Source organism: Microbacterium sp. NPDC089987, assembly GCF_044748505.1.
Lineage (GTDB): Bacteria > Actinomycetota > Actinomycetes > Actinomycetales > Microbacteriaceae > Microbacterium.
The window spans coordinates 802,317-824,337 of sequence record NZ_JBIVGE010000002.1 but is presented as its reverse complement, the minus strand read 5'-3'; the positions used below and the strand labels follow the sequence as shown (position 1 = coordinate 824,337).

Annotated in this window: 23 protein-coding genes; 14 read left to right on the top strand and 9 right to left on the bottom strand. The window is 70.0% G+C overall.

Going from position 1 to position 22,021, the window contains the following annotated elements:
* Window positions 1-18 precede the first annotated feature (18 nt).
* From ACIPV2_RS11575 to ACIPV2_RS11550, 6 genes are all read right to left on the bottom strand, one after another.
* Window positions 19-1,134, bottom strand: coding sequence for an alcohol dehydrogenase catalytic domain-containing protein (locus tag ACIPV2_RS11575; protein ID WP_400841400.1), 1,116 nt, complete (start codon window positions 1,132-1,134; stop codon window positions 19-21).
* Window positions 1,135-1,839 carry a phosphonatase-like hydrolase gene (locus ACIPV2_RS11570; RefSeq protein ID WP_400841398.1) on the bottom strand — a complete coding sequence of 235 codons (705 nt, stop codon included), beginning with the start codon at window positions 1,837-1,839 and terminating at the stop codon, window positions 1,135-1,137.
* Window positions 1,836-2,984 (bottom strand): TIGR03364 family FAD-dependent oxidoreductase, encoded by a 1,149-nt coding sequence (locus ACIPV2_RS11565; RefSeq protein ID WP_400841396.1) that lies wholly within the window; start codon window positions 2,982-2,984, stop codon window positions 1,836-1,838. Before ACIPV2_RS11565 ends, ACIPV2_RS11570 begins: the two co-directional genes overlap by 4 nt.
* Window positions 2,981-4,738, bottom strand: a complete 1,758-nt coding sequence (locus ACIPV2_RS11560; RefSeq protein WP_400841394.1) for a PhnE/PtxC family ABC transporter permease — start codon at window positions 4,736-4,738, stop codon at window positions 2,981-2,983. Before ACIPV2_RS11560 ends, ACIPV2_RS11565 begins: the two co-directional genes overlap by 4 nt.
* Entirely contained in the window at window positions 4,735-5,544 is an 810-nt protein-coding gene (gene phnC / locus ACIPV2_RS11555; protein ID WP_400841392.1) for a phosphonate ABC transporter ATP-binding protein, read from the bottom strand. The genes ACIPV2_RS11560 and phnC overlap by 4 nt, the downstream gene beginning before the upstream one ends.
* A 139-nt stretch (window positions 5,545-5,683) precedes the next feature.
* The gene (locus ACIPV2_RS11550) at window positions 5,684-6,610 is read right to left on the bottom strand and encodes a phosphate/phosphite/phosphonate ABC transporter substrate-binding protein (RefSeq protein WP_400841389.1); all 927 of its coding nucleotides are present in this window, start codon (window positions 6,608-6,610) and stop codon (window positions 5,684-5,686) included.
* Between the two features lie 171 nt (window positions 6,611-6,781).
* Between ACIPV2_RS11550 and ACIPV2_RS11545 the strand changes: the two genes are divergently transcribed.
* Window positions 6,782-7,525: a GntR family transcriptional regulator gene (locus ACIPV2_RS11545; RefSeq protein ID WP_400841387.1), complete on the top strand. Its 744-nt coding sequence runs from the start codon at window positions 6,782-6,784 to the stop codon at window positions 7,523-7,525.
* A gap of 23 nt (window positions 7,526-7,548) precedes the next feature.
* Here ACIPV2_RS11545 and ACIPV2_RS11540 read toward each other — a convergent pair whose 3' ends face one another.
* On the bottom strand, window positions 7,549-8,418 hold the full coding sequence (locus ACIPV2_RS11540; RefSeq protein WP_400841385.1) for an EamA family transporter: 870 nt from the start codon (window positions 8,416-8,418) through the stop codon (window positions 7,549-7,551).
* 88 nt (window positions 8,419-8,506) lie between these two features.
* Here ACIPV2_RS11540 and ACIPV2_RS11535 point away from each other — a divergent pair, with 88 nt between their 5' ends.
* The 5 genes from ACIPV2_RS11535 (at window position 8,507) to ACIPV2_RS11515 (ending at window position 12,792) form a co-directional block, all read left to right on the top strand.
* Window positions 8,507-9,790, top strand: coding sequence for a M18 family aminopeptidase (locus tag ACIPV2_RS11535; protein ID WP_400841382.1), 1,284 nt, complete (start codon window positions 8,507-8,509; stop codon window positions 9,788-9,790).
* Window positions 9,791-9,801: 11 nt separating this feature from the next.
* Complete coding sequence (locus ACIPV2_RS11530) at window positions 9,802-10,203, top strand: arsenate reductase ArsC (RefSeq protein WP_400841380.1); 402 nt, start codon at window positions 9,802-9,804, stop codon at window positions 10,201-10,203.
* 207 nt (window positions 10,204-10,410) lie between these two features.
* Window positions 10,411-10,758 carry an ArsR/SmtB family transcription factor gene (locus tag ACIPV2_RS11525; protein WP_400841378.1) on the top strand — a complete coding sequence of 116 codons (348 nt, stop codon included), beginning with the start codon at window positions 10,411-10,413 and terminating at the stop codon, window positions 10,756-10,758.
* A 49-nt stretch (window positions 10,759-10,807) separates the two neighbouring features.
* The gene (locus ACIPV2_RS11520) at window positions 10,808-12,253 is read left to right on the top strand and encodes a purine-cytosine permease family protein (RefSeq protein WP_400841376.1); all 1,446 of its coding nucleotides are present in this window, start codon (window positions 10,808-10,810) and stop codon (window positions 12,251-12,253) included.
* Window positions 12,250-12,792 (top strand): cysteine hydrolase family protein, encoded by a 543-nt coding sequence (locus ACIPV2_RS11515; RefSeq protein WP_400841374.1) that lies wholly within the window; start codon window positions 12,250-12,252, stop codon window positions 12,790-12,792. The genes ACIPV2_RS11520 and ACIPV2_RS11515 overlap by 4 nt, the downstream gene beginning before the upstream one ends.
* A gap of 226 nt (window positions 12,793-13,018) precedes the next feature.
* Here ACIPV2_RS11515 and ACIPV2_RS11510 read toward each other — a convergent pair whose 3' ends face one another.
* On the bottom strand, window positions 13,019-14,518 hold the full coding sequence (locus ACIPV2_RS11510; protein ID WP_400841371.1) for a glutamate-cysteine ligase family protein: 1,500 nt from the start codon (window positions 14,516-14,518) through the stop codon (window positions 13,019-13,021).
* Between the two features lie 130 nt (window positions 14,519-14,648).
* Here ACIPV2_RS11510 and kynA point away from each other — a divergent pair, with 130 nt between their 5' ends.
* The 6 genes from kynA to ACIPV2_RS11480 all read left to right on the top strand — a co-directional run bounded on the left by kynA (window position 14,649) and on the right by ACIPV2_RS11480 (window position 19,816).
* The gene (gene kynA, locus ACIPV2_RS11505) at window positions 14,649-15,503 is read left to right on the top strand and encodes a tryptophan 2,3-dioxygenase (RefSeq protein ID WP_400841369.1); all 855 of its coding nucleotides are present in this window, start codon (window positions 14,649-14,651) and stop codon (window positions 15,501-15,503) included.
* Window positions 15,504-16,568 carry a hydrolase gene (locus tag ACIPV2_RS11500; RefSeq protein WP_400841367.1) on the top strand — a complete coding sequence of 355 codons (1,065 nt, stop codon included), beginning with the start codon at window positions 15,504-15,506 and terminating at the stop codon, window positions 16,566-16,568. It abuts the gene before it with no gap.
* 1 nt (window position 16,569) lies between these two features.
* Complete coding sequence (locus ACIPV2_RS11495; protein ID WP_400841365.1) at window positions 16,570-17,802, top strand: kynureninase; 1,233 nt, start codon at window positions 16,570-16,572, stop codon at window positions 17,800-17,802.
* 107 nt (window positions 17,803-17,909) lie between these two features.
* On the top strand, window positions 17,910-18,707 hold the full coding sequence (locus ACIPV2_RS11490) for a PaaX family transcriptional regulator C-terminal domain-containing protein (RefSeq protein ID WP_400841363.1): 798 nt from the start codon (window positions 17,910-17,912) through the stop codon (window positions 18,705-18,707).
* 12 nt (window positions 18,708-18,719) lie between these two features.
* Entirely contained in the window at window positions 18,720-19,364 is a 645-nt protein-coding gene (locus tag ACIPV2_RS11485; RefSeq protein ID WP_400841361.1) for a DsbA family protein, read from the top strand.
* A gap of 107 nt (window positions 19,365-19,471) precedes the next feature.
* Window positions 19,472-19,816: a hypothetical protein gene (locus ACIPV2_RS11480; protein ID WP_400841359.1), complete on the top strand. Its 345-nt coding sequence runs from the start codon at window positions 19,472-19,474 to the stop codon at window positions 19,814-19,816.
* Between the two features lie 160 nt (window positions 19,817-19,976).
* Here the strand turns inward: ACIPV2_RS11480 and ACIPV2_RS11475 are convergent, their stop codons facing one another.
* Entirely contained in the window at window positions 19,977-20,159 is a 183-nt protein-coding gene (locus ACIPV2_RS11475; RefSeq protein ID WP_400841357.1) for a hypothetical protein, read from the bottom strand.
* Here ACIPV2_RS11475 and ACIPV2_RS11470 point away from each other — a divergent pair.
* Both ACIPV2_RS11470 and ACIPV2_RS11465 read left to right on the top strand, forming a co-directional pair.
* The gene (locus ACIPV2_RS11470; RefSeq protein ID WP_400841354.1) at window positions 20,158-20,421 is read left to right on the top strand and encodes a hypothetical protein; all 264 of its coding nucleotides are present in this window, start codon (window positions 20,158-20,160) and stop codon (window positions 20,419-20,421) included. The genes ACIPV2_RS11475 and ACIPV2_RS11470 overlap by 2 nt on opposite strands.
* A 76-nt stretch (window positions 20,422-20,497) precedes the next feature.
* Window positions 20,498-21,925, top strand: coding sequence for an MFS transporter (locus ACIPV2_RS11465; protein ID WP_400841352.1), 1,428 nt, complete (start codon window positions 20,498-20,500; stop codon window positions 21,923-21,925).
* Window positions 21,926-22,021 lie beyond the last annotated feature (96 nt).

Genomic DNA, 22,021 nt, shown 5'->3' with positions numbered 1-22,021 from the left:
CGTCGGGCCGGATGCCGCTCAGCGGGCGACGAGTCCGATGCGCGGAGCGGCGTCCGGCGCAGCGGCGAGCGCGATCGCGTGGTCGAGGTCGGCGAGCGGATGCACGGTGCCGACCATCTCGGCGAACGGGAGCGCCCGCCCCGGTCCGGCGAGGAAGTCGACAGCCGCGGCGAGCTCGGAACCCGTGTAGTTGTGCACGCCGGTGATCGTCACCATCCGACGCACGATCGACTCCGCATCGAGCGGCACGGGATCGGCCGGGAAGACGCTGCCGATCAGCACCACCGCGCCGCCCACGGCGACCGCGCCGATCGCATCGGCGACTGCTCGCCCCGATGCCTCGATCACGATCCGGGGCTCAGCGGCGAGGGCATCCGGTTGGGCCCCGAAGCGCTCCGCGAGGCGCCGCCGGTCCGGGTGCGGGTCGACGACATCGACGATAGCCCCCTGCGAGGCGGCGATCGCCGCCGCGGACAGCCCGACCAGGCCTGCGCCGTACACGCGCACGCGCACACCGTCGAGGTCACGGCCCGCCGCGCCTCGGCGTACCGCCGCGAGCGCGGTGGCGGTCGCGCACGAGGCGGGGGCGAGAGTCGCGGCGGGCAGCGTCTCGGGCGCGCGCACGATGGCCGTGCCGCCGCGCAGCTGCACATGGCTGGCGAAGCCGCCGGTCAGCTCGCGATGCGGGGCGACGCGTTCGTGCCCGTATTTGCCCAGGTGCCTGCACTTCTGCTTGAGACCGGCGGTGCAGCGGTCGCACTCCCCGCACGAGACGGTGACGGACCACACCACGCGGTCGCCGATGCGCAGCGGCGTGCCGTCTTCCGCATCCGCGCCCGCCTTGCCCAGCCCGATCACTCGTCCGACGCTCTCATGCCCGAGTACGAGCGGCGCCGGGGCGGATCGGCGTCCGCGAACGGTGTGCACGTCGGAGCCGCAGATCGTCGACAGCTCGACCGCAATGAGCACGTCGTCGTCGGCGAGAGCCACACCCGGCACGGCGATGGTCTCGTGCGGATGCCCCTCACCGACGAACACCATCGCGAGGGCCGAGGGGCGCAGCACGATGTCGGTGCGGCTGCCGTCCGGCGAGTCAGGTCGGCGCGTCAGCAGCCGAGCGGTCGGCGCGCCCATTCAGCGCGCCGCGGTGGGTGCGAGCAGCTCGCGAGCGGCCAACGCAGCCCGCAGATCGACGATGCTCGGCAGGGCGGCATGCGCTCCCGCATCGAGGATCGCGGCCTCATCATGAGCGCCGGTGAGCACTCCAGCGACGAAGCCGGCACCGGCGCGCAGGCCCGAGCGCACGTCGCTGACGGTGTCGCCGGCGACGGCGACGGCCTGCACCGACGAAGTGCCCGTGCGCATCAGCGCCGACAGCACGAGATCGGGATGCGGGCGCCCGCGGCCGGCGTCGATCGGCGACAGAGCGACGTCGACGAGGTCGTGCCAGCCGAGCGCATCCAGCAGCGCATCGCGCGTGACGGGTGCGAACCCGGTGGTGAGGGCGACGCGGATGCCGTCGGCCTTGAGCTGCTCGATCGCCTCGCGCGCACCGGGGATCTCCTCGGCGCCCTGCTCGGCGACGATCTCGTCGTAGGCGCCTTCGAACGCAGCCGTCGCGCGCTCGGCGGCCGCGCGGTCGCCGCCGGAGAGGTGGGTGAACACCTCGATCTTCGACTGGCCCATCGTGTCGCGCACGTACTGCAGGGCGTCATCCCAGGGCATCCGGTGGGCGACTCCGGTTCGCTCGGCGGCGCGCTGGAACGCCTGCTCGACGACGCCGTCGTCGCGGACGGTGGTGCCGGCCATGTCGAGGACGACGAGTTCGATGCTGGTCATGAGAGTGCCTCCGTGGCGGGTGTCGTGGATGTGGTGGTGAGGGCGTCGGCGATCGCCGATTCGGCGAGGCCGAGACCGCAGGTCATGCCGATGCCGGTGGTCGCCGCGATCACGGTGACGCCCTCGGCTGGGGTCTCGCGCAGGAACTCCCGCGGCCCTGCGGCGTACACGCCCTGCCAGCGCTCGAGCACGCGGAACCCGTCGGTCTGGAACAGCGCGATCGCCTCGTCGACGAACGCATCGAACGCGGCCTCCGGCTGGAACGGCGAAGGCTGCACGGCCTTGGCGTGCGAGTCGCCGAGGATCAGCGTGCCGTCAGGCAGCTGGGTGTACATCTGGTTCAGGTCGAGAGCGGCGAGGTCAGGGCGATCGGCATGCAGCCGCGTGCGCACCGCCGCGGCCTCCTCGAGCGCCGCGAATCGGCCGTACCGCACGAGCGACCAGCCGGTCAGCAGCGGCGCGTCGAGCCGGGTTGGCAGGTCGGCCGCGACGCGCATCATGTCGAGCGCGCACCGGACGATCCCGGCCCTCTCGGCGAGCTCGGGCATCAGCTGATCGATGTCATGGTTGACGGCGACGATGACGTGTCCGGTGCGGATGGTGCCGCGCGTCGTCTCGACGCGGCCGGTGACGACGCCGGTCACCGCGGTGCGGAACCGGAATACGACCCCGAGGGATGCCAGGTGGCGCACGAGCGCGGGTACGACCTCGCGGGGATCGACCTGCAGGTCGGGTGCGATCAGCGCTCCCCCGCGCACCGCGTCGGCGCGCAGCGGCGCACGGTGCAGCACGTCATCGGCATCCAGCAGCCGTATGTCGTCTCGGACGTCGTCGGCGGCGGCCGCGAGCAGCGCGAGCTCGTCGTCATGGCGGGCGGCGATGAGGGTGCCGGATTCGCGGAGCCGGAATCCGGCATCGGTCGCCAGTCGCAGCCAGTGCTCGCGAGCGATGTCGGCATACCGTCTCGCCTCACCCGTCTGCGCGCCGATGCAGAGGTGACCGAAGTTGCGGATGCTCGAGCCGACCGGGGTCTCGGTGCGGTCTACGACGATCACGCGCAGTCCACGCCGCACCGCCGCGTAGGCCGCGCCCAGACCGACGATGCCGGAGCCGACGACCACGACATCAGCGTGTGCCGCGCTCATCGGAACACCTTCCGCATCCACATCGCGAGGCCTTCGACGACGAGCACGGTGACCAGGATCATGATGACGATGCTGGCCACCAGCGGGTAGTTCGAACCCTGACCCGCATTGAGCAGGTAGTAGCCGACCCCGCCACCGCCGACGATGCCGAGCAGGGTGGCTGCGCGCACGTTCGTGTCGAGCATGTAGAAGGTGTGCCCGATGAGCGCACGCGAACCCTGCGGGAACGTCGCCGCGGCGTACATCTGCAGGCGCGTCGCGCCCGTGGCGAGCAGTGCGCGCTCGGGCCCGCGCGGCACCTCCTCGAAGGAGTCGGCGATGAGCTTGCCGAGCAGACCGACGCCGCCGAAGGCGAGCGCGATGGCTCCCGCCTGGGGGCCGAGGCCGGTGATGATGATCAGCACGATCGCGAGGATCAGCTCGGGGATGCCGCGGACGATCACCAGCAGCAGCCGGAAGCCGCGGTGGGTTGCACGGTTCGGCGCCACGTTGCGGGCGGCGAGCGATCCGATCACGAGCGAGAGCACGAGGGTGATCAGGGTGGCGGCCAGCGCGATGCGGATCGTGTCGAGCATGGCGGCGCCGATCACCTCGAAGCCGTAGCTTCCGAAGCTCGGGGGCCAGAACTGGGCGGCGACCTCGGGGATGCGAGCCCAGAAGGTGAGGAGGTCGCTCCACACGATCTCGCTCACGACGACCGAGGCGATGACCACGAGCACGGCGATCCAGCCGGCGGCGGTGCTGCGCACGCGCGCTGCCGTCCACGGCCGCCGCAGCGCCTGCTCGACGGTCCCAAATCGGTGCCCCCTTTTGGGTTCCTGAGCCTGTCGAAGGATCGAACCACGTGAGAACAGCTTCACGAAGACGCCCCTCCCGGCATCCTCCTCCCCCAGCATCGCCACTCGAACGACGCTCGAGATGATCTCCATCGCGACGCAGAGCAGGAAGATGACGAGGGCGTACCCGAGACCGAGGCCGTAGTTCAGCGACTTGAACGCGTGCGACATCTCCAGGCCCAGGCCCGCGACGCCCACGTATCCGAGCACGACCGAGCCGCGCAGGTTGATGTCGTTGCGGTGCAGCACGGTGGCCACCCAGCTGGGCAGCACCTGGGGCAGCACTCCGGCGAAGAACTCCTGCGAGCGCGTGCCGCCCGCTGCGCGGATGGCGAGACGGGGGCCCTCGTCGATCTGCTCGATCGCGTCGGCGAACATCTTCGAGATCATGCCGATCGAGTGGATGCCGATGGCGAGGATGCCGGGCAGCGTGCCCAGCGAGAACATCAGCACGAACACCATCGCCAGCACCACGTCGGGAAGCGCACGGGTGAAGACGCCGATGAAGCGTGCGATTCCGCGCAGCGTGTGGTGCGGGGTGGTGTTGGCGGCAGCGAGGTACGCGATCGGCACCGAGAGCGCAGCCGCCAGCAGGGTGCCGGTGAGCACGAGACCGACGGTGAGCACGGTGAGTTCGAGCAGCTCGGCGGGCTCCGGGAAGCGCAGACCGCCCACGCGGGTGAAGAAGTTCTGCGCGTTGCCGAGGCTGTCGGCGATGCCGGCGAGGCTGATGTTCAGGTCGATCAGCGACACCACGGCGATCACCGTGATGGCGACGAGCGTCAGTGCGGCGCAGATACGCTCGGGGCTGGTCCGTCGTCGCGGGGCGCGCACGAGCAGATCCGCCTCCGCTGCCGCCCGGCCCCGGGCATCCGGACCTGCCGAGGGGCTGCCTGCCCTGTCGAGAACGGAGCTCATGCCACGGGCTCCACGACCCGCAGCTCGGTCTCGAGCGCCCGGATCTCTGCGGTGCTGGTGGCGACGCGGCCGTATATCTCCATGACCTGGGCCTTGTCGAGGCCCGAGGTCGTGGTGTCGAGCACGACCTCGCCATGGCGCAGGCCGACGATGCGGTCGGCCCAGTCGATCGCGAGATCGACCTGGTGCAGGCTGCACAGCACGGTCAGCCCGTCGTCGGCGGCGATCTGGCGGATCAGCGCCATGACCTGCGAGCTCGACTCCGGGTCGAGCGAGGCGACGGGCTCGTCGGCGAGCAGCACCTCGGGGTTCTGCATGAGGGCGCGGGCGATCGCGACGCGCTGCTGCTGGCCGCCCGAGAGGGTGTCGGCGCGCTGGTAGGCGCGATCGAGCAGGCCGACGCGATCGAGGTGGCCGAGGGCGCGCAGCTTGTGCGCGCGGGAGTAGGTGAACAGTCCGAGACGGGGGCCGCGGAGACCTGCCAGCGCGCCGGCCAGCACGTTCTCGAGCACGGTGAGCGAGCCGACCAGCTCGAACTGCTGGAAGATGAAGCCAACGCGGCTGCGCAGGGTGCGCAGGGCGCCGCCGCGCAGTGCCGACACGTTCTCGCCGAGCACGTGAATGCTGCCGCTGGTCGGGGTCTCGAGAGCGTCGACGTGACGCAGCAGCGTCGATTTCCCCGAGCCGGAGAGGCCGAGCAGCACGACGATCTCGCCGCGGCTCACGGTGAGGTCGACGTCGGACAGCGCGGTGGTCGAGTCGAAGCGCTTCGTGAGCGCCTCGATGCGGACGACGGGTTCAGTCATGGTGATCTCTCTTCGTGCTGGCGTGGGGTGGGGGCGCCACGTGAGAACGTGACGCCCCCGCATCTCGACTCCGCGGCTACGCCGCGTCGCTCGATGACCGTTCCGACGTGCGCAACGCGCTTCGCGCGGCGCTCGTCGGTCAGGACTGGCACTGGGTCGCGTTCGTCTTCTTGCAGATGTCGCGGATCAGGTCGTAGTACTCGTCATCGACCGGCTTGGTGGCGTAGAACACCGAGCGGAACGCGTCGGAGTCGGCGCTGTCGATGCCGGCGGCGATGATGTCGTCGATCGTGACCTCAGCGAGCGAGTCGACCAGCACCGCGCGGACCTCTTCGGGAAGGGTCTCGCTGTAGACGAGCGGCGCGCCCGGAACCATGGTCTCGGCGACGACCTTCACCCTGTCGGACTTGGCGACCTCGCTGTCTTCGGCGAAGCCCACCTCGCATTCCTTGGCCTCGCCGGTCTTGGTGACGCTGACGTCGTGCTTGCCGGCGAACACCGGCGTGATGTCCTTCTCGGGGTCGATGCCGGCATCGAGCAGGTTGTATGACGGGAAGAGGTAGCCCGACGTCGACGACGGGTCGACGAAGCAGACCTTCTTGCCGGCGAAGTCCGCGATGGTCTCGACGTCGGAGTCCTTGGGCGCGATGGCCTGCGAGTAGTAGCCCGGCTCCTGGCCCTCCTTCGTGACGATCGAGGAGATCGGGGTGAGCTTCGCGCCGTTGTTCGTGGCGGTGACGTAGGTGAAGCCCGAGAACGAGGCGACGTCGACCTTGCCGGCGATGGCGGCCTCGATGAGCGCGGCGTAGTCGGTCGACTCGTGGTACTCGACAGACTTGCCGGTCTTCTCGGCGATGTAGTCCATGAGCGGCTGATAGTTGGTCTCGGTGTCCACCGAGTCGGGCACGACGCCGAAGACGAGGGTGTTCTCGTCGACCGCGTATCCGCTGGTCTCGTCGGCGGGCGCGCCGCTGCCGGGCGCCGCGCCGGCGGAGCCGGAGCATGCGGCGAGGCCGAGCGCCAGCAGGGCGGCACCGGCGAGAACGGGAAGAGCGCGAAGCTTCATGAGGACCTTTCAGGGGTGTCGGGGAGGTGTCCGACAGAGACTCTGACAGGCCGGATGCCGAGAAATGTACCTATCTCGACAGTGTTCGCCGCTCGTTCACCAAAGGTTCGCCCGGGTGAGCATCGAAGAAACCGGCCGCGCGCGCGAGACCTGCGCAAGTAATATGCCTATGTGCCCCACGCTGTGTACATCGACATCGCCGACGATCTGCGCGAGCGGATCGCGTCGGGACTTCTGCGCCCCGGCGATGACGTGCCGACCGAAGCCGAGCTCGCCGAGCGATGGCAGACCTCACGCGGCCCTGTCCGCAATGCCCTCGCGGCCCTGCGGGCGGAAGGACTTGTGGAGACGACACGGGGACGCCCGGCTCGGGTGGTCTCGAAGAAGGTGACGCAGGCGGTCGACATGTCGGTGCCGTTCACCCGCTGGGCCCGTGATCTGGGGGTGGAGCCAGGAGCCCACACGCAGCAGGTCTCGCTGCGCCGCGCGGCCGAACTCGCCGACTCCCTCGGCGTCTCGCCCGACGAGCAGATAGTGAGTGTGCTGCGGCTGCGGATGCTCGATGGCCGACCGGCCATGGTCGAGCATCTGAACTACACCGAGCAGGTCGGCCGCCTGCTCTTCCAGGTCGACACCGATGCGGTGTCGATCACCGAGTATCTGACCGAGCACGGGCATCCGATCGTCGGGCTGCAGCACGAGATCGACGCGATGGCCGCGGACGAGCAGGATGCCCGGCTGCTGCGCGTGCCCGTCGCCACCCCGCTGCTGCGGCTGAGCCGCGTCTCGCGCGATGCCGACGGCCGTGTCTTCGAGGCGTCGCAGGACCGCTACCTCGGTGACGTCGTGCGGTTCACCGTCGCGGGCTCCGGCATCTCGGCCGACGGCCAGTACCTCCGCGCCGTCGGCGGCTGACCGCTCGCCGAGAAGCAGCGCACTCACACCGCGATCAGCACGACCCCGGCGACCACCACGACCGACGCCGCGACCCGCCACGCCGGCCGCGATTCGCGCAGCACGAACGCGCCGAACAGGCTCACCAGCACCACGCTCACCTCGCGCAGCGGTGCGATCAGCGCGACCGGTGCCATCGTGATGGCCTGCAGCACGAGGATGTAGGCGAGCGGCGAGAGCAGCCCGAAAGCCAGGATGCGCCGCCACTGCACTTTCCAGAGCGCGCCGACGGCGTGCCATCCGCGCCCGACCGAGACGGCGACGGTGAAGAAGGGGATCTCCGCAGCCGCCGTTCCGACCATGAAGGCGACGGGCGAGAGGTGCCAGTTCCGCAGCGCGAAGGCGTCCCAGATCGTGTACGCCGCGATGGCCGCACCGGTCAGCAGCCCGAAGACGATCGCCGGGTCGAGGCCTGTTCTCTCCGACGAGGGCCGCCTGTCGACCAGTCCGATCGCGACCACTCCCGCGATGACGAGCAGCACACCCGCGAGCGCGGCGAGCTCCAGACGCTCTCCGAGCAGCAGCATCGCGATGATCACGGAGAGGAACGGCCCGGTGCCGCGCGCAGTGGCATACACGGTGGACAGGTTGCCCGCGCGGTACCCGCGCTGGAGCACGGTCATATAGATGACGTGCAGCACACCGGAGACCCCGATGCCGAGGGCGATTTCCGCCAGATCGTCGGTGCCGAGCCCGCCGGTGAACGGAATGACACCTGCCCAGATCACCGTGCTCGCAACCGCACCCCACCAGAGGAACGCGGCGCCTGCCCGACTCACGTCGTGCGCGATGATGTTCCATGCCGCGTGGACGACCGCTGCGGCGAGCGCGAGAGCGATGGCGATACCGGACATCCGAGACCACCCTAACCGCTCCCCCGGCGCCGGCCCCGCGCCGGCCCCGCGCGGGCCGTGACGGAGCAGGCGGATTAGGCTCGTGATCATGCCTGCCGTCTCCCCCGCCCACACGCATGCCGCCGATCTCGCCGATTTCGTCGCCGCCTCGCCGTCGAGCTACCACGCCGCCGAAGAGGTCGCGCGTCGCCTCGAAGAGGCCGGGTTCATCCGCCTCGACGAGACCGCGGAATGGCCCGCGCAGGCAGGCGGCCGGTTCGTCGTCGTGCGCGATGGTGCGGCGATCGCCTGGGCTGTTCCCGCGGATGCTGCAGCGACCACGCCCGTGCACGTGCTGGGTGCGCACACCGACTCGCCCGGCTTCAAGCTCAAGCCGAAGCCGACCACCGGCTCGCGCGGCTGGCTGCAAGCGGCCGTCGAGGTCTACGGCGGGCCCCTGCTGAACTCGTGGCTCGACCGCGAGCTGCGCCTCGCCGGGCGCCTCGCGCTCGCCGACGGCCGCATCGTGCTCGCGGCGACCGGCCCGCTGCTGCGGCTGCCGCAGCTCGCGATCCACCTCGACCGCGGTGTGAACGACGGTCTCGCGCTCGACAAGCAGACCGGCACCCAGCCGGTGTGGGGCCTGGGCGACGCCGAGTCCGCCGACATCCTCGCCGAGCTCGCGGCATCAGCCGGTGTCGATGCGGCCGACATCCGCGGGTTCGACGCCGTGGTCGCGGATGCCGCTCGCGGCGCCGTGTTCGGCAAGGACGACGCGTTCTTCGCCTCGGGTCGCCTCGACGACCTGGCCTCGGTGCACGCGGGAGTGATCGCGCTGATCGAGGCCGCCAGCACTGCCGACGGGACGATCCCGGTGCTCGCCGCCTTCGACCACGAGGAACTCGGCTCCCAGTCGCGCTCGGGCGCTGCCGGCCCGTTCCTCGAAGACGTGCTCGTGCGCGTGCACGCGTCGCTCGGCGCCGACGCCAGCGACCAGCGTCGCGCGTTCGCCGCGTCGTGGCACCTGTCGAGCGATGTCGGGCATTCGGTGCACCCGAACTACCCGCACAGACATGACCCGGTCGTGCAGCCGGTGCTCGGTTCCGGCCCGATCCTCAAGATCAACGCCAACCAGCGATACGCCACCGACGCCGTGGGATCCGCCGCGTGGGCCGGCTGGTGCGAGACGGCCGGCATCCGCTCGCAGGAGTTCGTGTCGAACAACGCCGTTCCGTGCGGATCGACGATCGGCCCGATCACGGCGACCCGGCTGGGCATCAGGACGGTCGATGTCGGCATCCCGATCCTGTCGATGCACTCCGCCCGCGAACTCGCCGGCGTGAGCGATCTCTACGACCTGTCGCGCGTCGCACGCGCGTTCTTCGCCGGCTGAGAGGCACCCGCATGACCGAGCGACCGACCGTCCTGTTCGTCTGCGTGCACAACGCAGGCCGCTCTCGGATGGCTGCGGGCTTTCTGCAGCACCTCGCCGGCGACCGGATCGACGTGCGCTCCGCCGGCTCTGCGCCGAAGGATGCCGTGAACCCCGTCGCCGTCGACGCGATGGCCGAGGTCGGCATCGACATCGGCGCCGGCGAGCCGAAGCTGCTCACCGTCGACTCGGTGAAGCAGGCCGACGTCGTCGTCACGATGGGATGCGGGGACGCCTGCCCCATCTTCCCCGGCAAGCGCTACGAGGACTGGGAGCTCGATGACCCGGCCGGGCAGTCGATCGAGGCTGTACGCCCGATCCGCGACGAGATCCGCCGCCGCATCGAGGGACTGATCCACTCACTCGAGCACTGACCGTCGCCGCGGGCCGGCCGGAGGAGGCCGGCCCGCAGCGCATGGTGGTCGACGTGTCAGCAGCAGTCCGCAACGCACGTTCCGTCGTCGAGGATCTCGCAGCAGTCGTCCATCTCGCACCTCCCTTCATCGACGTTCATCGATATCTCACCCTGCGATCGTGACGCATATATTGACCAACGTCAATATGTCGGACAGAATCGAACCGTGCCCACCTCAGAGCTCATCCCGCTGCGCGATCTGCGCTCCTGCTGCGCGCCGCTGACGCGGGCGCCGATCTCCGTCGAGAACGCGGAGTCGCTGGCCCAGTCCCTGAAGGCGCTCGCCGACCCCGCCCGTCTCCGGCTGATCTCGATGATCTCCGCCCACGCCGACGGCGAGGCCTGCGTGTGCGATCTGACGGAACCGCTCGGACTGAGCCAGCCGACCGTCTCGCATCACCTGCGGGTGCTCGTCTCAGCCGGGTTCCTCGAGCGCGAGAAGCGCGGCACGTGGGCGTACTTCCGCGTCGCCGACGGGGCGATCTCCGCCATCTCCGAGCTGCTCGGACGCTGACCAGGGTCGCTTCGCCCCGCAATGCGGACTGCGGTGCCAGGATGAGGGCATGACCGACATCACGTCGCCCGCGCTCATCGAGCGAGCGGGCATCGAGATCATCCCCGAATCCCAGCGCACGGCGAAGCCGCGCGACCTCTTCTGGCCCTGGTTCGCCGCCAACGTCTCGGTTTTCGGCATGTCGTACGGCTCGTTCGTGCTCGGCTTCGGAATCTCGTTCTATCAGGCGACGGTCGTCTCGATCATCGGCATCGTCGTGTCGTTCCTGCTCTGCGGACTCATCGCCATCGCCGGCAAGCGCGGGTCGACGCCGACCATGGTGCTCTCGCGCGCGGCGTTCGGCGTGCACGGGCAGAAGGTGCCCGGCATCGTCTCGTGGCTCACCTCGATCGGCTGGGAGACGTTCCTCGCGATCATGGCCGTGCTCGCCACCGCCACCGTCATCACTCGACTCGGCGGGGACGGCGACAGCGTCACCCTGAAGATCATCGCCACCATCATCGTCGCGGCCCTGATCGTCACGGCCTCGGTGCTCGGGTATCACACGATCATGAAGCTGCAGTCGGTGCTCACCTGGGTCACCGGCGTCGTCACGATCCTCTACGTGATCCTCGCCGCCCCGAGCATCGACCTCGGCGCGGTGCTCACGCGGCCGAGCGGCAGTGCGGCGCAGGTGATCGGCGCGCTGGTGATGGTCATGACCGGGTTCGGACTGGGCTGGATCAACATCGCCGCCGACTGGTCCCGCTACCAGAAGCGCACGGCATCCGACGGCGCGATCGTGTTCTGGAACACGTTCGGCGGGGCGATCGCCCCCGTGATCCTCGTGGTCTTCGGCCTGCTGCTCGCCGGCTCAGACGAGAAGCTCATGGATGCCGTCGGGAACGACCCGATCGGCGCCCTCGCCAGCATCCTGCCGATCTGGGTGCTCGTGACGTTCCTGCTGACGGCCGTGCTCGCCCTCGTCTCGGGCGCGGTGCTCGGCATCTACTCCTCCGGCCTCACGCTGCTCAGCCTGGGCATCCGGATCCCGCGGCCGGCCGCCGCCGGCATCGACGGCGTCATCCTCACGGTCGTGACGATCCTCGTGGTCTTCGGCGATCAGGGCTTCCTCGGCCCGTTCCAGTCGTTCCTCATCACGCTCGGCGTTCCCCTGGCATCCTGGGCCGGCATCCTCATCGCCGACATCCTGCGCCGCCGACGCGACTACGACGAGGCCGCGCTGTTCGACCCGACCGGACGCTACGGCGCGTGGGACTGGACCTCGATCGGCACCATGATCGTCACGTCGATCATCGGCTGGGGCCTGGTCGTGAATCTCTTCGCCGATGACGCCGCGTGGAACAACTGGCAGGGCTACCTGCTGCCGCTCATCGGCGGCAAGGACGGCGAGTGGGCGTACGCGAACCTCGGCGTCTTCGTCGCCCTGGTGCTCTCGTTCGTCGTCACCTGGTTCGCCCGCGCCGGGCGGATCCGCCGGCAGGAGCAGGCGTGAGCGACGAGTGGCTGGTCGTCATCGACCCGCAGAACATCTTCGCCTCGCCGGAGTCGGAGTGGGGTTCGCCGTTCTTCGCTGGGGCGATGGAGAACATCGCGCGGCTCGCCGAGCGGTTCGGCGAGCGAGTGCTGGTGACCAGGTGGATGCCCACCGCCGACCGTTCCACATCGTGGGGCGAGTACTTCACGGCCTGGCCGTTCGCCGACCAGCCGCCGACCGACGAGCTGTTCGACCTCGTACCCGAGGCCGGGAGCCTGTCAGCGCAGCCGACCCTCGACCTGCCGACCTTCGGCAAGTGGGGCGGCGAGCTCGAGACGATCGTCGGACGCGGCGCGCATGTCGTGCTCGCCGGCGTCTCGACCGACTGCTGCGTGCTGTCGACAGCGCTGGCCGGGGCGGATGCCGGCGCGCACCTCACCGTCGCCACCGACGCCTGCGCGGGATCGTCGGCCGAGAACCACGCCGCCGCACTGCACGTGATGGGCCTTTACCCGCCGCAGATCACCCTCGCGACGACGGCGGAGATCCTCGCGTAGCCCTTCGGCAGGCTCAGGGACCCAGGGGGGCGGGCTCAGGGACCGAAGGGCTGGGACGGCCCTTCGGCAGACTCAGGGACCCAGGGGGGTGAGCTCGGGGACGGCCCTTCGGCAGGCTCAGGGACCCAGGGGGTGAGCTCAGGGACGGCCCTTCGGCAGGCTCAGGGACCCAGGGGGCGAGCTCAAGGACCCAGGGGGGCGAGCTCAAGGACCCAGGGGGGCGGGCTCAGGGCTGCCAGGTGTGCACGGGCTCGCCGGAGTGCATGCGCTGCAGGTAGTCATCGAGCATCCCGCGCAGCGCCTGCGGCCGGGACTCGCCCGCCGCTTCCCTGGCCGCGACGTTCGCCCGCTGCCAGGTGGCGCCGTTGCGGCCGGTGACACAGCGCTGCTCGATGATCCCGAGATACCTCTCGCGCGCCGCGGTCGAGACGCCGTAGGCCTCGAGCCCCTCCTCGGCGAGCGGCAGCAGTCGGCGCAGCACCAGCTCGCGCGGTCCGACCCAGCCCAGCTCGGGCCAGTACAGCTGCGACTCGATGCCCTGACGCGCCGCGGCGTGCAGATTCTCGTGCGCCGCGTCGAAGGTCATCTGGCTCCACAGCGGGCGCTCGCTGCGCGCGAGCGAGTGCAGCAGCCCGTAGTAGAACGCGGTGTCGGCCAGGGCATCCGCCATCGACGGCGAGGCCGGCAGCACCCGGTTCTCGAGCCGCAGGTGGCAGCCGCCGTCCTGCGTGTCGTAGATGGGACGGTTCCAGCGGTAGACCGTGCCGTTGTGCATCCGCAGCTCGCTCAGGTCGGGCGCGGTGCCCGATCGCAGCGTCTCCAGCGGGTCCTGGTCGGAGCTCTCCGGAAGCAGCGCAGGGAAGTACCGTGAGTTCTCCTCGAAGAGGTCGAAGATCGAGGTGATCCAGCGCTCGCCGAACCACACGCGTGGGCGCACGCCCTGATTCTTCAGCTCCTGCGAACGCGTATCCGTGGCCTGCTCGAACATCGGGATTCGCGTCTCATGCCACAGCGCGCGGCCGGCGAAGAACGGCGAGTTCGCCGCCAGCGCCACCTGCACACCGGCGATGGCCTGCGCGGCGTTCCAGTGCGCGGCGAACTCCTCGGGCTTGACCTGCAGGTGCAGCTGCATCGAGGTGCATGCGGCCTCGGGCACGATCGTGTCGCAGATGATGTCGAGGTCTTCCGCGTCCGAGGTGTCGGTGAGGGGAACCCCGTCGAGTCGCAGCTCGATGTCCTCGCCGCGCGCGGCGAGGATCTGCTGCCCGAGCATCTTGTAGCGCGGTTCCCTCGACAGCCAGCGCTCGGTGAAGTGCGTCTCGTCGAGAGTGGGCAGCATGCCGATCATCGCCAGATCGCTGCCCGCGCTGTGCGCGCGCTCGTCTGCCGCGGCGAACGCCGAGCTCAGCACCTTCTCCAGCTCGGCGAGGCTGTCGTCGCCGAGCGGTCGCGGGGCGACGTTGATCTCGACGTTGAACCGCCCGAGCTCGGTCTGGAAGGCCGGGTTCGCGATGGCATCCAGCACCTGCTCGTTGGTCATGGCCGGGTTGCGCTCGCCGTCGACGAGGTTCAGCTCGATCTCCATCCCCAGCTGGGGCTGCGATGCCTCCTCGAACCAGCCGTCGCCGAGCATGAGCTCGAGCGCCTCCAGCCCGCGCTGCACCTGCTCCCGGAACCGTGCCCGATCCTGCCGAGTGAACCGCTGTGAGCTGATGCTGTCTCCCATGCTGGGAAGAATATCCGCTGCGCCTCGATCGTTCCCGCTGACCCGGTGCCCCTTGTCGAGCGCGCCTTCACAGTGCTAGCGGGCAATTTCATGATTGTGACGACCGGCACGAAACTGATACGTTCCCAGCATGGCCACCGCCGACAATGAACGCACCCTCGAAGAGGGCATCGTCACCGACCTCAGAGGCCGGATGACGTACGGCTCGTACCTCGACCTCGACCGGCTGCTCAGCGCCCAGCATCCGGTCTCCCGTCCGGAGCATCACGACGAGATGCTGTTCATCATCCAGCACCAGACGACCGAGCTGTGGCTCAAGCTCGTGCAGCATGAGCTGGGCACCGCCCGCGACCGGCTGGCCGGCGATGATCTGCGCGCGGCGCTCAAGCACATCGCCCGGGTGAAGCACATCCAGGAGGTGCTGACCCAGCAGTGGTCGGTGCTCGCCACCCTCACACCCACCGAGTACGCGCAGTTCCGCGGTGACCTCGGCAACTCGTCCGGGTTCCAGTCGGTGCAGTACCGCGCGGTCGAATTCGCCCTCGGCAACAAGAACGAGCGGATGCTCGGGCTGTTCCGCGACCATCCCGAGAATCTCGCGATGCTCACCGCCGAGTGGGAGCGTCCCACCCTCTACGACGAGTTCCTCCGCTACGCGTCCCGGCGCGGCCTGCCGATCCCCGCAGCGGTGCTCGAGCGCGACGTGCGTCAGCCGTACCGCGAGCACCCCGAGCTGGTGGCGGCGATCCGCGAGATCTACGAGAACCCGCATGAGCACTGGGATCTCTACGAGGCGTGCGAAGAGCTCGTCGACGTCGAGGACAACTTCCAGTTCTGGCGCTTCCGCCATCTGCGCACCGTCACCCGCACGATCGGCATGAAGGTCGGCACGGGCGGCTCGAGCGGCGTGAGCTTCCTGCAGCGCGCGCTCGATCTCACCTTCTTCCCCGAGCTGTACAGCGTGCGCACCGAGATCGGCCGCTGAATGCGGGCGGTCACCTTCTACGACGGCGAAGGGATGCGCGAGGGCACCCTCACGCTGCGCGACGGCGCACCTGATCTGCATTGGGCCCCTGAGCTGCGATGGGCCCCTGAGCTTGTCGAAGGGCCGGCTCCTGCCGGGACGCCGCGCCTGGACGGCGTGATCACGGGTCTCTTCACCGACCACCACGTGCATCTCCAGCTGGTCGACACGACTCTGCTGGCCGAGTCACGACTGGGGCGGGTGGTCGACCTCGGCGCGGACCCGGCATGGATCGCCGAGGTATCGGATCACGACTTCGGAGATTCCGACCCGGACGACGAGGCGGCGGCCGATCTCGAGTCCGTGAGCGCCGATTCTCGGGAGCGACGCCGACCCATCGTCCGGTACGCCGGCCCCTTCCTGACCGCACCGGGCGGGTACCCGTCGGATCGCGCGTGGGCTCCGGCGGGTTCGGTGCGGGAGATCCCGGATGCCGAGCACGCGGCGCGCACGGTCGATGAGCTCGCTGCGGCTGGTGTCTCGCTCATCAAGATCGTCGCTCACAGCGACGCGGGACCTGTACTCGACGACGACGCCTTCCGCGCCGTCGTGCATCAGGCGGCTGTGCACCATCTGCCCGTCGTCGCACACGCGGAGGGAGCCGGTCAGGCCCAGCGCGCGGTGCGCCTGGGCGCCACGCGCCTCGCGCACGCCCCGTTCAGCGAGCGTCTGAGCGATGCCGAGATCGCAGCGCAAGCGGCATCCGCATCCTGGATCTCGACCCTCGCCATCCATGACGGCGACACGCTCGCCCTGGCGATCGACAACGTGCGTCGCTTCATCGCCGCTGGCGGAGAGATCCTCTACGGCACCGACATGGGCAACGGCGATGCTCCCGTCGACCTTCGCAAGACGGAGATCGAGGCGCTGCGCGCCGCGGGTCTCGACGGGCTCGACCTGCTGGCATCCCTCTCCCCCGCCGACCCGCTCGCGAGCGGTCCCCTGCTGCTTCTCCCCGACGGCGACCCGAACCGGGCTCGCCGCCTCACACCAGCCGACATCGACACCGACATCACGGAGCCGTGACATGACCGACACCGACATCACCGCCGACCTGCTCGCCGAAGCCCGCAAGCTCGACCAGGCCGACCCGCTCGCCCATCACATCGCCGAGTTCGCCGACGCTCCCGGGGTCACCGCCTACCTCGACGGCAATTCGCTGGGGCGCCCGCTGCGCGATCTGCCCGAGAAGGCGGCGGCCTTCATCCGCGACGACTGGGGCACGCGCCTGATCCGCTCGTGGGACGAGCAGTGGATGGAGCTGCCGATGCAGCTCGGCGATCGCATCGGCGCGATCACCCTCGGCGCCGCGCCCGGCCAGACCGTCGTCGCCGACTCCACCAGCGTGCTCCTCTACAAGCTCACGCGCGCCGGTGTCGCCGCGCGGCCCGGCCGCGACGAGATCGTCATCGAGGCGGGCAACTTCCCCACCGACCGCTTCATCGCCGCGGGCGTCGCGAACGAGACCGGTGCGACGCTGCGCTGGGTCGAGCCCGATCCCGTCCTCGGCGTCACCGCCGAGCAGGTGGCCTCGGTCGTCTCCGAGCGCACGGCTCTCGTCGTGCTCAGCCACGTCGACTACCGCTCGGGCGCGCTCGCGCAGATGCCGGAGATCACCCAGGTGGTGAAGGATGCCGGGGCGCTGATGCTCTGGGACCTGTGCCACTCGGTCGGCGTCGTGCCCATGAAGCTGGACGAGTGGGGAGTCGACATGGCTGTCGGCTGCACCTACAAGTACCTGAACGGCGGACCGGGCTCACCCGCGTTCGGCTACCTCCGCGCCGAGCATCACGGTGCGGTCGTGCAGCCGATCCACGGCTGGTGGGGAGCCGCCGACATCTTCGCGATGGGTCCCGAGTACGCCCCGGTCTCCGGCATCCGGCAGCTGCTCAGCGGCACCCCGCCGGTGCTGTCGATGCTCGCGATGCAGGGCATGCTCGATCTGATCGAGCTCGAGGGCGTCACCGCCCTGCGGGCGAAGTCGATCACGCTCACCGAGTTCGCGATCCGCGCGTACTACGCCGTGCTGGCACCGCTCGGCGTGCGGCTGCTGTCGCCGCGCGAGGCGTCGCGCCGCGGCGGTCACGTGACGATCGGGCACGACTCCTTCCAGGAGGTCACGAAGCAGCTGTGGACCGACGGGATCATCCCCGACTTCCGCTTCCCGGACGGCATCCGGCTCGGGCTGTCGCCCCTGAGCACCTCGCACGAGGAGACCCTGCTCGGCGTGATCGCCGTGCGCGACGCCCTGCAGTCATGACCCCCCACTCGCCGACACCCCTACCTGCCGCCGAGACCCCCACCTGTGAACGTGAATACGAGGGGGTCTCGGCGCGAACTGGGGGTGTCGGCGAAGATGGGGCGGCCGTGCTCGATGACATCGAGGCGCGACCGGGCAGCACCACCTCGCTGCTGCGCACCCTGATCGGTCTGTACCTGCGGCCTCTCGGCGGCCGCATCTCGTCGGCCGCGCTGGTGCGGCTGGCCGGCGACCTGGGGATACCCGCGGCCCGTGCGCGCACGGCGATCACCCGCCTCAAGCAGCGCGGTCTGCTGCTCGCCGCGCCCGATGGCGGCTACGCCCTCAACCCGGCGGCGCTGCCCATGCTCGAGCGCGGCGACCGGCGCATCTTCGCGGTGCGGACCATGACGGCAGGAGACGAGTGGCTGCTCGTCTCGGCGACGATCCCCGAGACGCGGCGCGACCTCAGGCATCAGCTGCGCCGCCGACTGCAGTTCCTGGGTGCGGGCGCCGTCGCCGCGGGGCTGTGGATCCTGCCAGGACACCTCGCCGACGAGGCCGAGCAGCTGCTGGCAGAGCTGGATGCGCGCAGCTACGCCACCCTCTTCCGCACGAGCGACCCGATCCCGGCCGAGCCCCTCGCCGGCGCCGCTGCGCGCTGGTGGGATCTGGACGCGCTGCGCGCCGAGCACGAACGGTTCCTGGCATCCTTCGCCGATCTCGAGCAGGCCGAGCCGTTCGCCGCGTACGTGCGGCTGATCGACAGCTGGCGGGTGCTGCCCTACGTCGACCCCGGCCTGCCGGCGGCTCTTCTGCCCGACGACTGGCCCGGCGAGCGCAGCGTGCGCGAGTTCGCCCGGCTGTCGCGCGCCCTTGCCCCGGCGGCGCTCGCCCACGCCCGGAACGCCGCGGACGAGAGCTGACAGGATCGAGTCATGAAGAACTCCGTCAAGGCCGTCATCATCAGCGGCGGCCTGATCATGGTGCTGCTGGTCGGCGTGCTCGTGTGGGCCGTGGCCCAGCGCGCGGAGTCCGAGAACGACCCGAAGCCGCAGGTGCTGCGCGAGGAGTCGCACGTGCTCGACGACGGCGGAGCCGATGCGGTGACCGTCGTGGAGTTCCTCGATTTCGAGTGCGAGGCCTGCGCCGCGTTCCACCCCGTGGTCGAGGAGCTGCGACAGAAGTACGACGGGCAGATCACCTACGCCGTGCGCTACTTCCCGCTGCCTGGTCACGTGAACTCGATGGACGCCGCGCTCGCCGTCGAGGCCGCCGCCCAGCAGGGCGAGTTCGAGGCGATGTACCAGCGTCTGTCCGAGACGCAGGCGGAGTGGGGCGAGGCCGCCGAGCCGAACCCGGAGGCGTTCCGCGCGCTCGCCGAGGAGATCGGCCTCGACATGGCCGCCTACGACGAGGCTGTCGCCGACCCCGCCACTGCCGAACGCGTGCGGCGCGACAAGTCCGAGGGCACCTTCCTCGGCGTCGAGGGCACACCCACGTTCTTCGTCGACGGGCGGATGGTCACACTCACCAGGTGGGGCGACCTCGAGAGGGCGATCGTCGAGGCGCAGGCGCGCTGACGGGAGACGCGAGCACCGGAGCTGTGTTTCGCCCCGTGTCGACGCTGATCGACGCGCGTCCGAGCCGGACGTACTCTCGGTTCATCCCGACCGTGAGGAGACCCACCGTGAACACGCCGCCGACCCGCCTTTCGCCCCTCGAGGTGCGCGAGCGTGCGGCGTGCATGTGCGATCACGGCGACGTGTGCTCCTCGTACGCACCCGGTCACGCACTGCATCTGATCCAGGCTCGGATGGCGTCGGCGACGCCGCTCGGCTGGACGGATGCCGTTGTCGAGACGGCGGATGCGGCATCCGGCGTTCTGCGTCTGCGCACTCTCGACGGCGACCTGCTCTCGGTGTGGAGCGCCGGCGGGGCGGCGCTGGAGGCGCCGGCGGGCACGCCGGTCGCGCTGCATACCGCGTACGACGTGCTCGCCGTCGGCCGAGCGCTCTACAACGTCGCGCGCTGACCCTTCGGCAGGCTCAGGGACCCAGAACGGACGGCCACGGTCCAGGACGGACGGCCACGGTCCAGGAGGGACGGCCACGGTCCAGGAGGGACGGCCACAGTCCAGGAGGGACGGCCACGGTCCAGGAGGGATAGCGACGGTCCAGGAGGGACGGCGACCGTCAGGAGGCCATCTTCGTCATGGCGTCGCGCATCTGCATGCAGGCTTCCATGCACGCCTTGCAGGCCTGAGCGCACATCCGGCAGACGTCGCTGTGCTCGGCGTGCGCCTGGCATTCGTCCATGCACATCGCGCACATCGCGATGCAGGCGTCGAGCATCGACATCATCACGGATGCGGTCATGCCCTGCATCCGCAGCATCGAGCGCATCATCGTGCCGCACATGTCGGCGCAGTTCATGCAGGTGACGCTGCAGTCCATCATCTGCGTCGAGCAGACCGTGCACGCCTGCTCGCACGCCGCGCACGCGTCGATGCAGGCCTGCATGACCGACATGTCCATCATCTCCATGCCGGACGTCTTCATCTCGGACGCCATCGCATCCATCATCATCGAATCCATCTCGCACCGCTCTCGTCTTCGGCTTCACGCCGGGGTCCTCTGACGGGGCTGGTCGTCCCGCCTGCGGCCAGGGTACGCCTGCCCGCGCCGCAGGTCGATGGCGGGAGTAGGGTCGCCCTGTGCCCACGCCCACCCCTGCGCCCGCGTTCAACAGCGTGCAGCGACTCGTCGTCGCGGCGGCCGTGCTGGCGTCGTTCGTCACCTTCCTCGACGGCACCGTGGTCACCGTGGCGCTGCCCGCGATCAGTCGAGAGCTGGGCGGCGGCATCGCCACCCAGCAGTGGGTGGTCGACGCGTACCTGATTACGCTGAGCGCGCTGATCCTGCTGGCGGGGTCGCTGTCGGATGCCTATGGCCGCGTGCGCGTGATGCGGATCGGGCTCATCGCGTTCGGCATCGCGTCGGTCGCCGTGGCTGCGGCACCCGATCCGCTGGTGCTGATCGTCGCCCGCGCGGCGCAGGGAGCCGCGGGCGCGATGCTCGTGCCGAGCTCTCTCGCGCTGATCACCGCGACGATGCGCGGCGAACTGCAGTCGAGGGCGATCGGCGTGTGGACGGCGTTCACCACCGGCGCGCAGCTGGTCGGCCCCCTCATGGGCGGTCTGTTCGTCGACCTGCTGTCGTGGCGATTCGTCTTCCTCATCAACGTGCTGCCGATCGCCGTGACCCTGGTGCTGCTCGGTCGGCTGGACCTGCCGGAGCACGAACGCGATGTCCGGGTCGACTGGGTGAGCGGGATCCTCTGCGCGCTCGGCCTGGGCGCCGTCGTCTTCGCGCTGATCGAGCAGGAGCGGCTGGGCTGGGCGACGCCGGCGATCTGGATGCCCGGATTCGCCGGTGCCGCGCTGCTGGCCGTCTTCCTGTGGCGCCAAGCCCGGTCGCGGCATCCGCTGCTGCCCCTGTCCATGTTCCGGGTGCGCAATTTCGGATGGGGCAACATCTCGACGCTCTTCATCTACGCGGCGCTCTCGCTGAACGGCTTCGTGATCGGCGTGTACCTGCAGCAGGGGCCGGGCCTCAGTGCGACGGCGGCGGGGCTGGCGAGCCTTCCGGTGACCGTGCTGATGATCCTGCTGTCGTCGCGCGCCGGCGCCTGGGCAGGGCGGCTGGGGCCGCGGCTGTTCATGACCGTGGGCCCGCTGCTGATGGCGGTCGGAGCCCTGCTGCTGCTCACCGTCGGCCGCGACTTCGACTACTGGTGGCAGGTGCTTCCGTCGATGATCGTGCTCGGACTCGGACTCGCGCTCACCGTGGCGCCGCTGACCTCGGCGATCCTCGGCGCGATCGACGAGCGCCGCAGCGGCATCGCCTCTGCTGTCAACAACGCCGTCTCGCGCGTCGCGGGGTTGCTGGTGGTCGCGCTGCTCTCGACGATCGTGGGCGGGTCGCTCGACCTCGACGGCTTCCACAGCGCTGCGATCGTCACCGCGGCGCTGTTCGCCGCGGGCGGCGTGGTGTCGTGGATCGGCATCCGGCGCAATCCCGCCGAACCCGCTGACCCGGCCCCCGCCGTCGACCCGGCTCCCACTATCCACCCACCTCACTGAGCGCAGGGGAACACGCGAGAGCAGGCGAATCCCGGCGTGATTCACCTTCCTCCGCGTGTTCTCCTCCCTCGGATGACTGCGGGCCAAGCGCGAAGA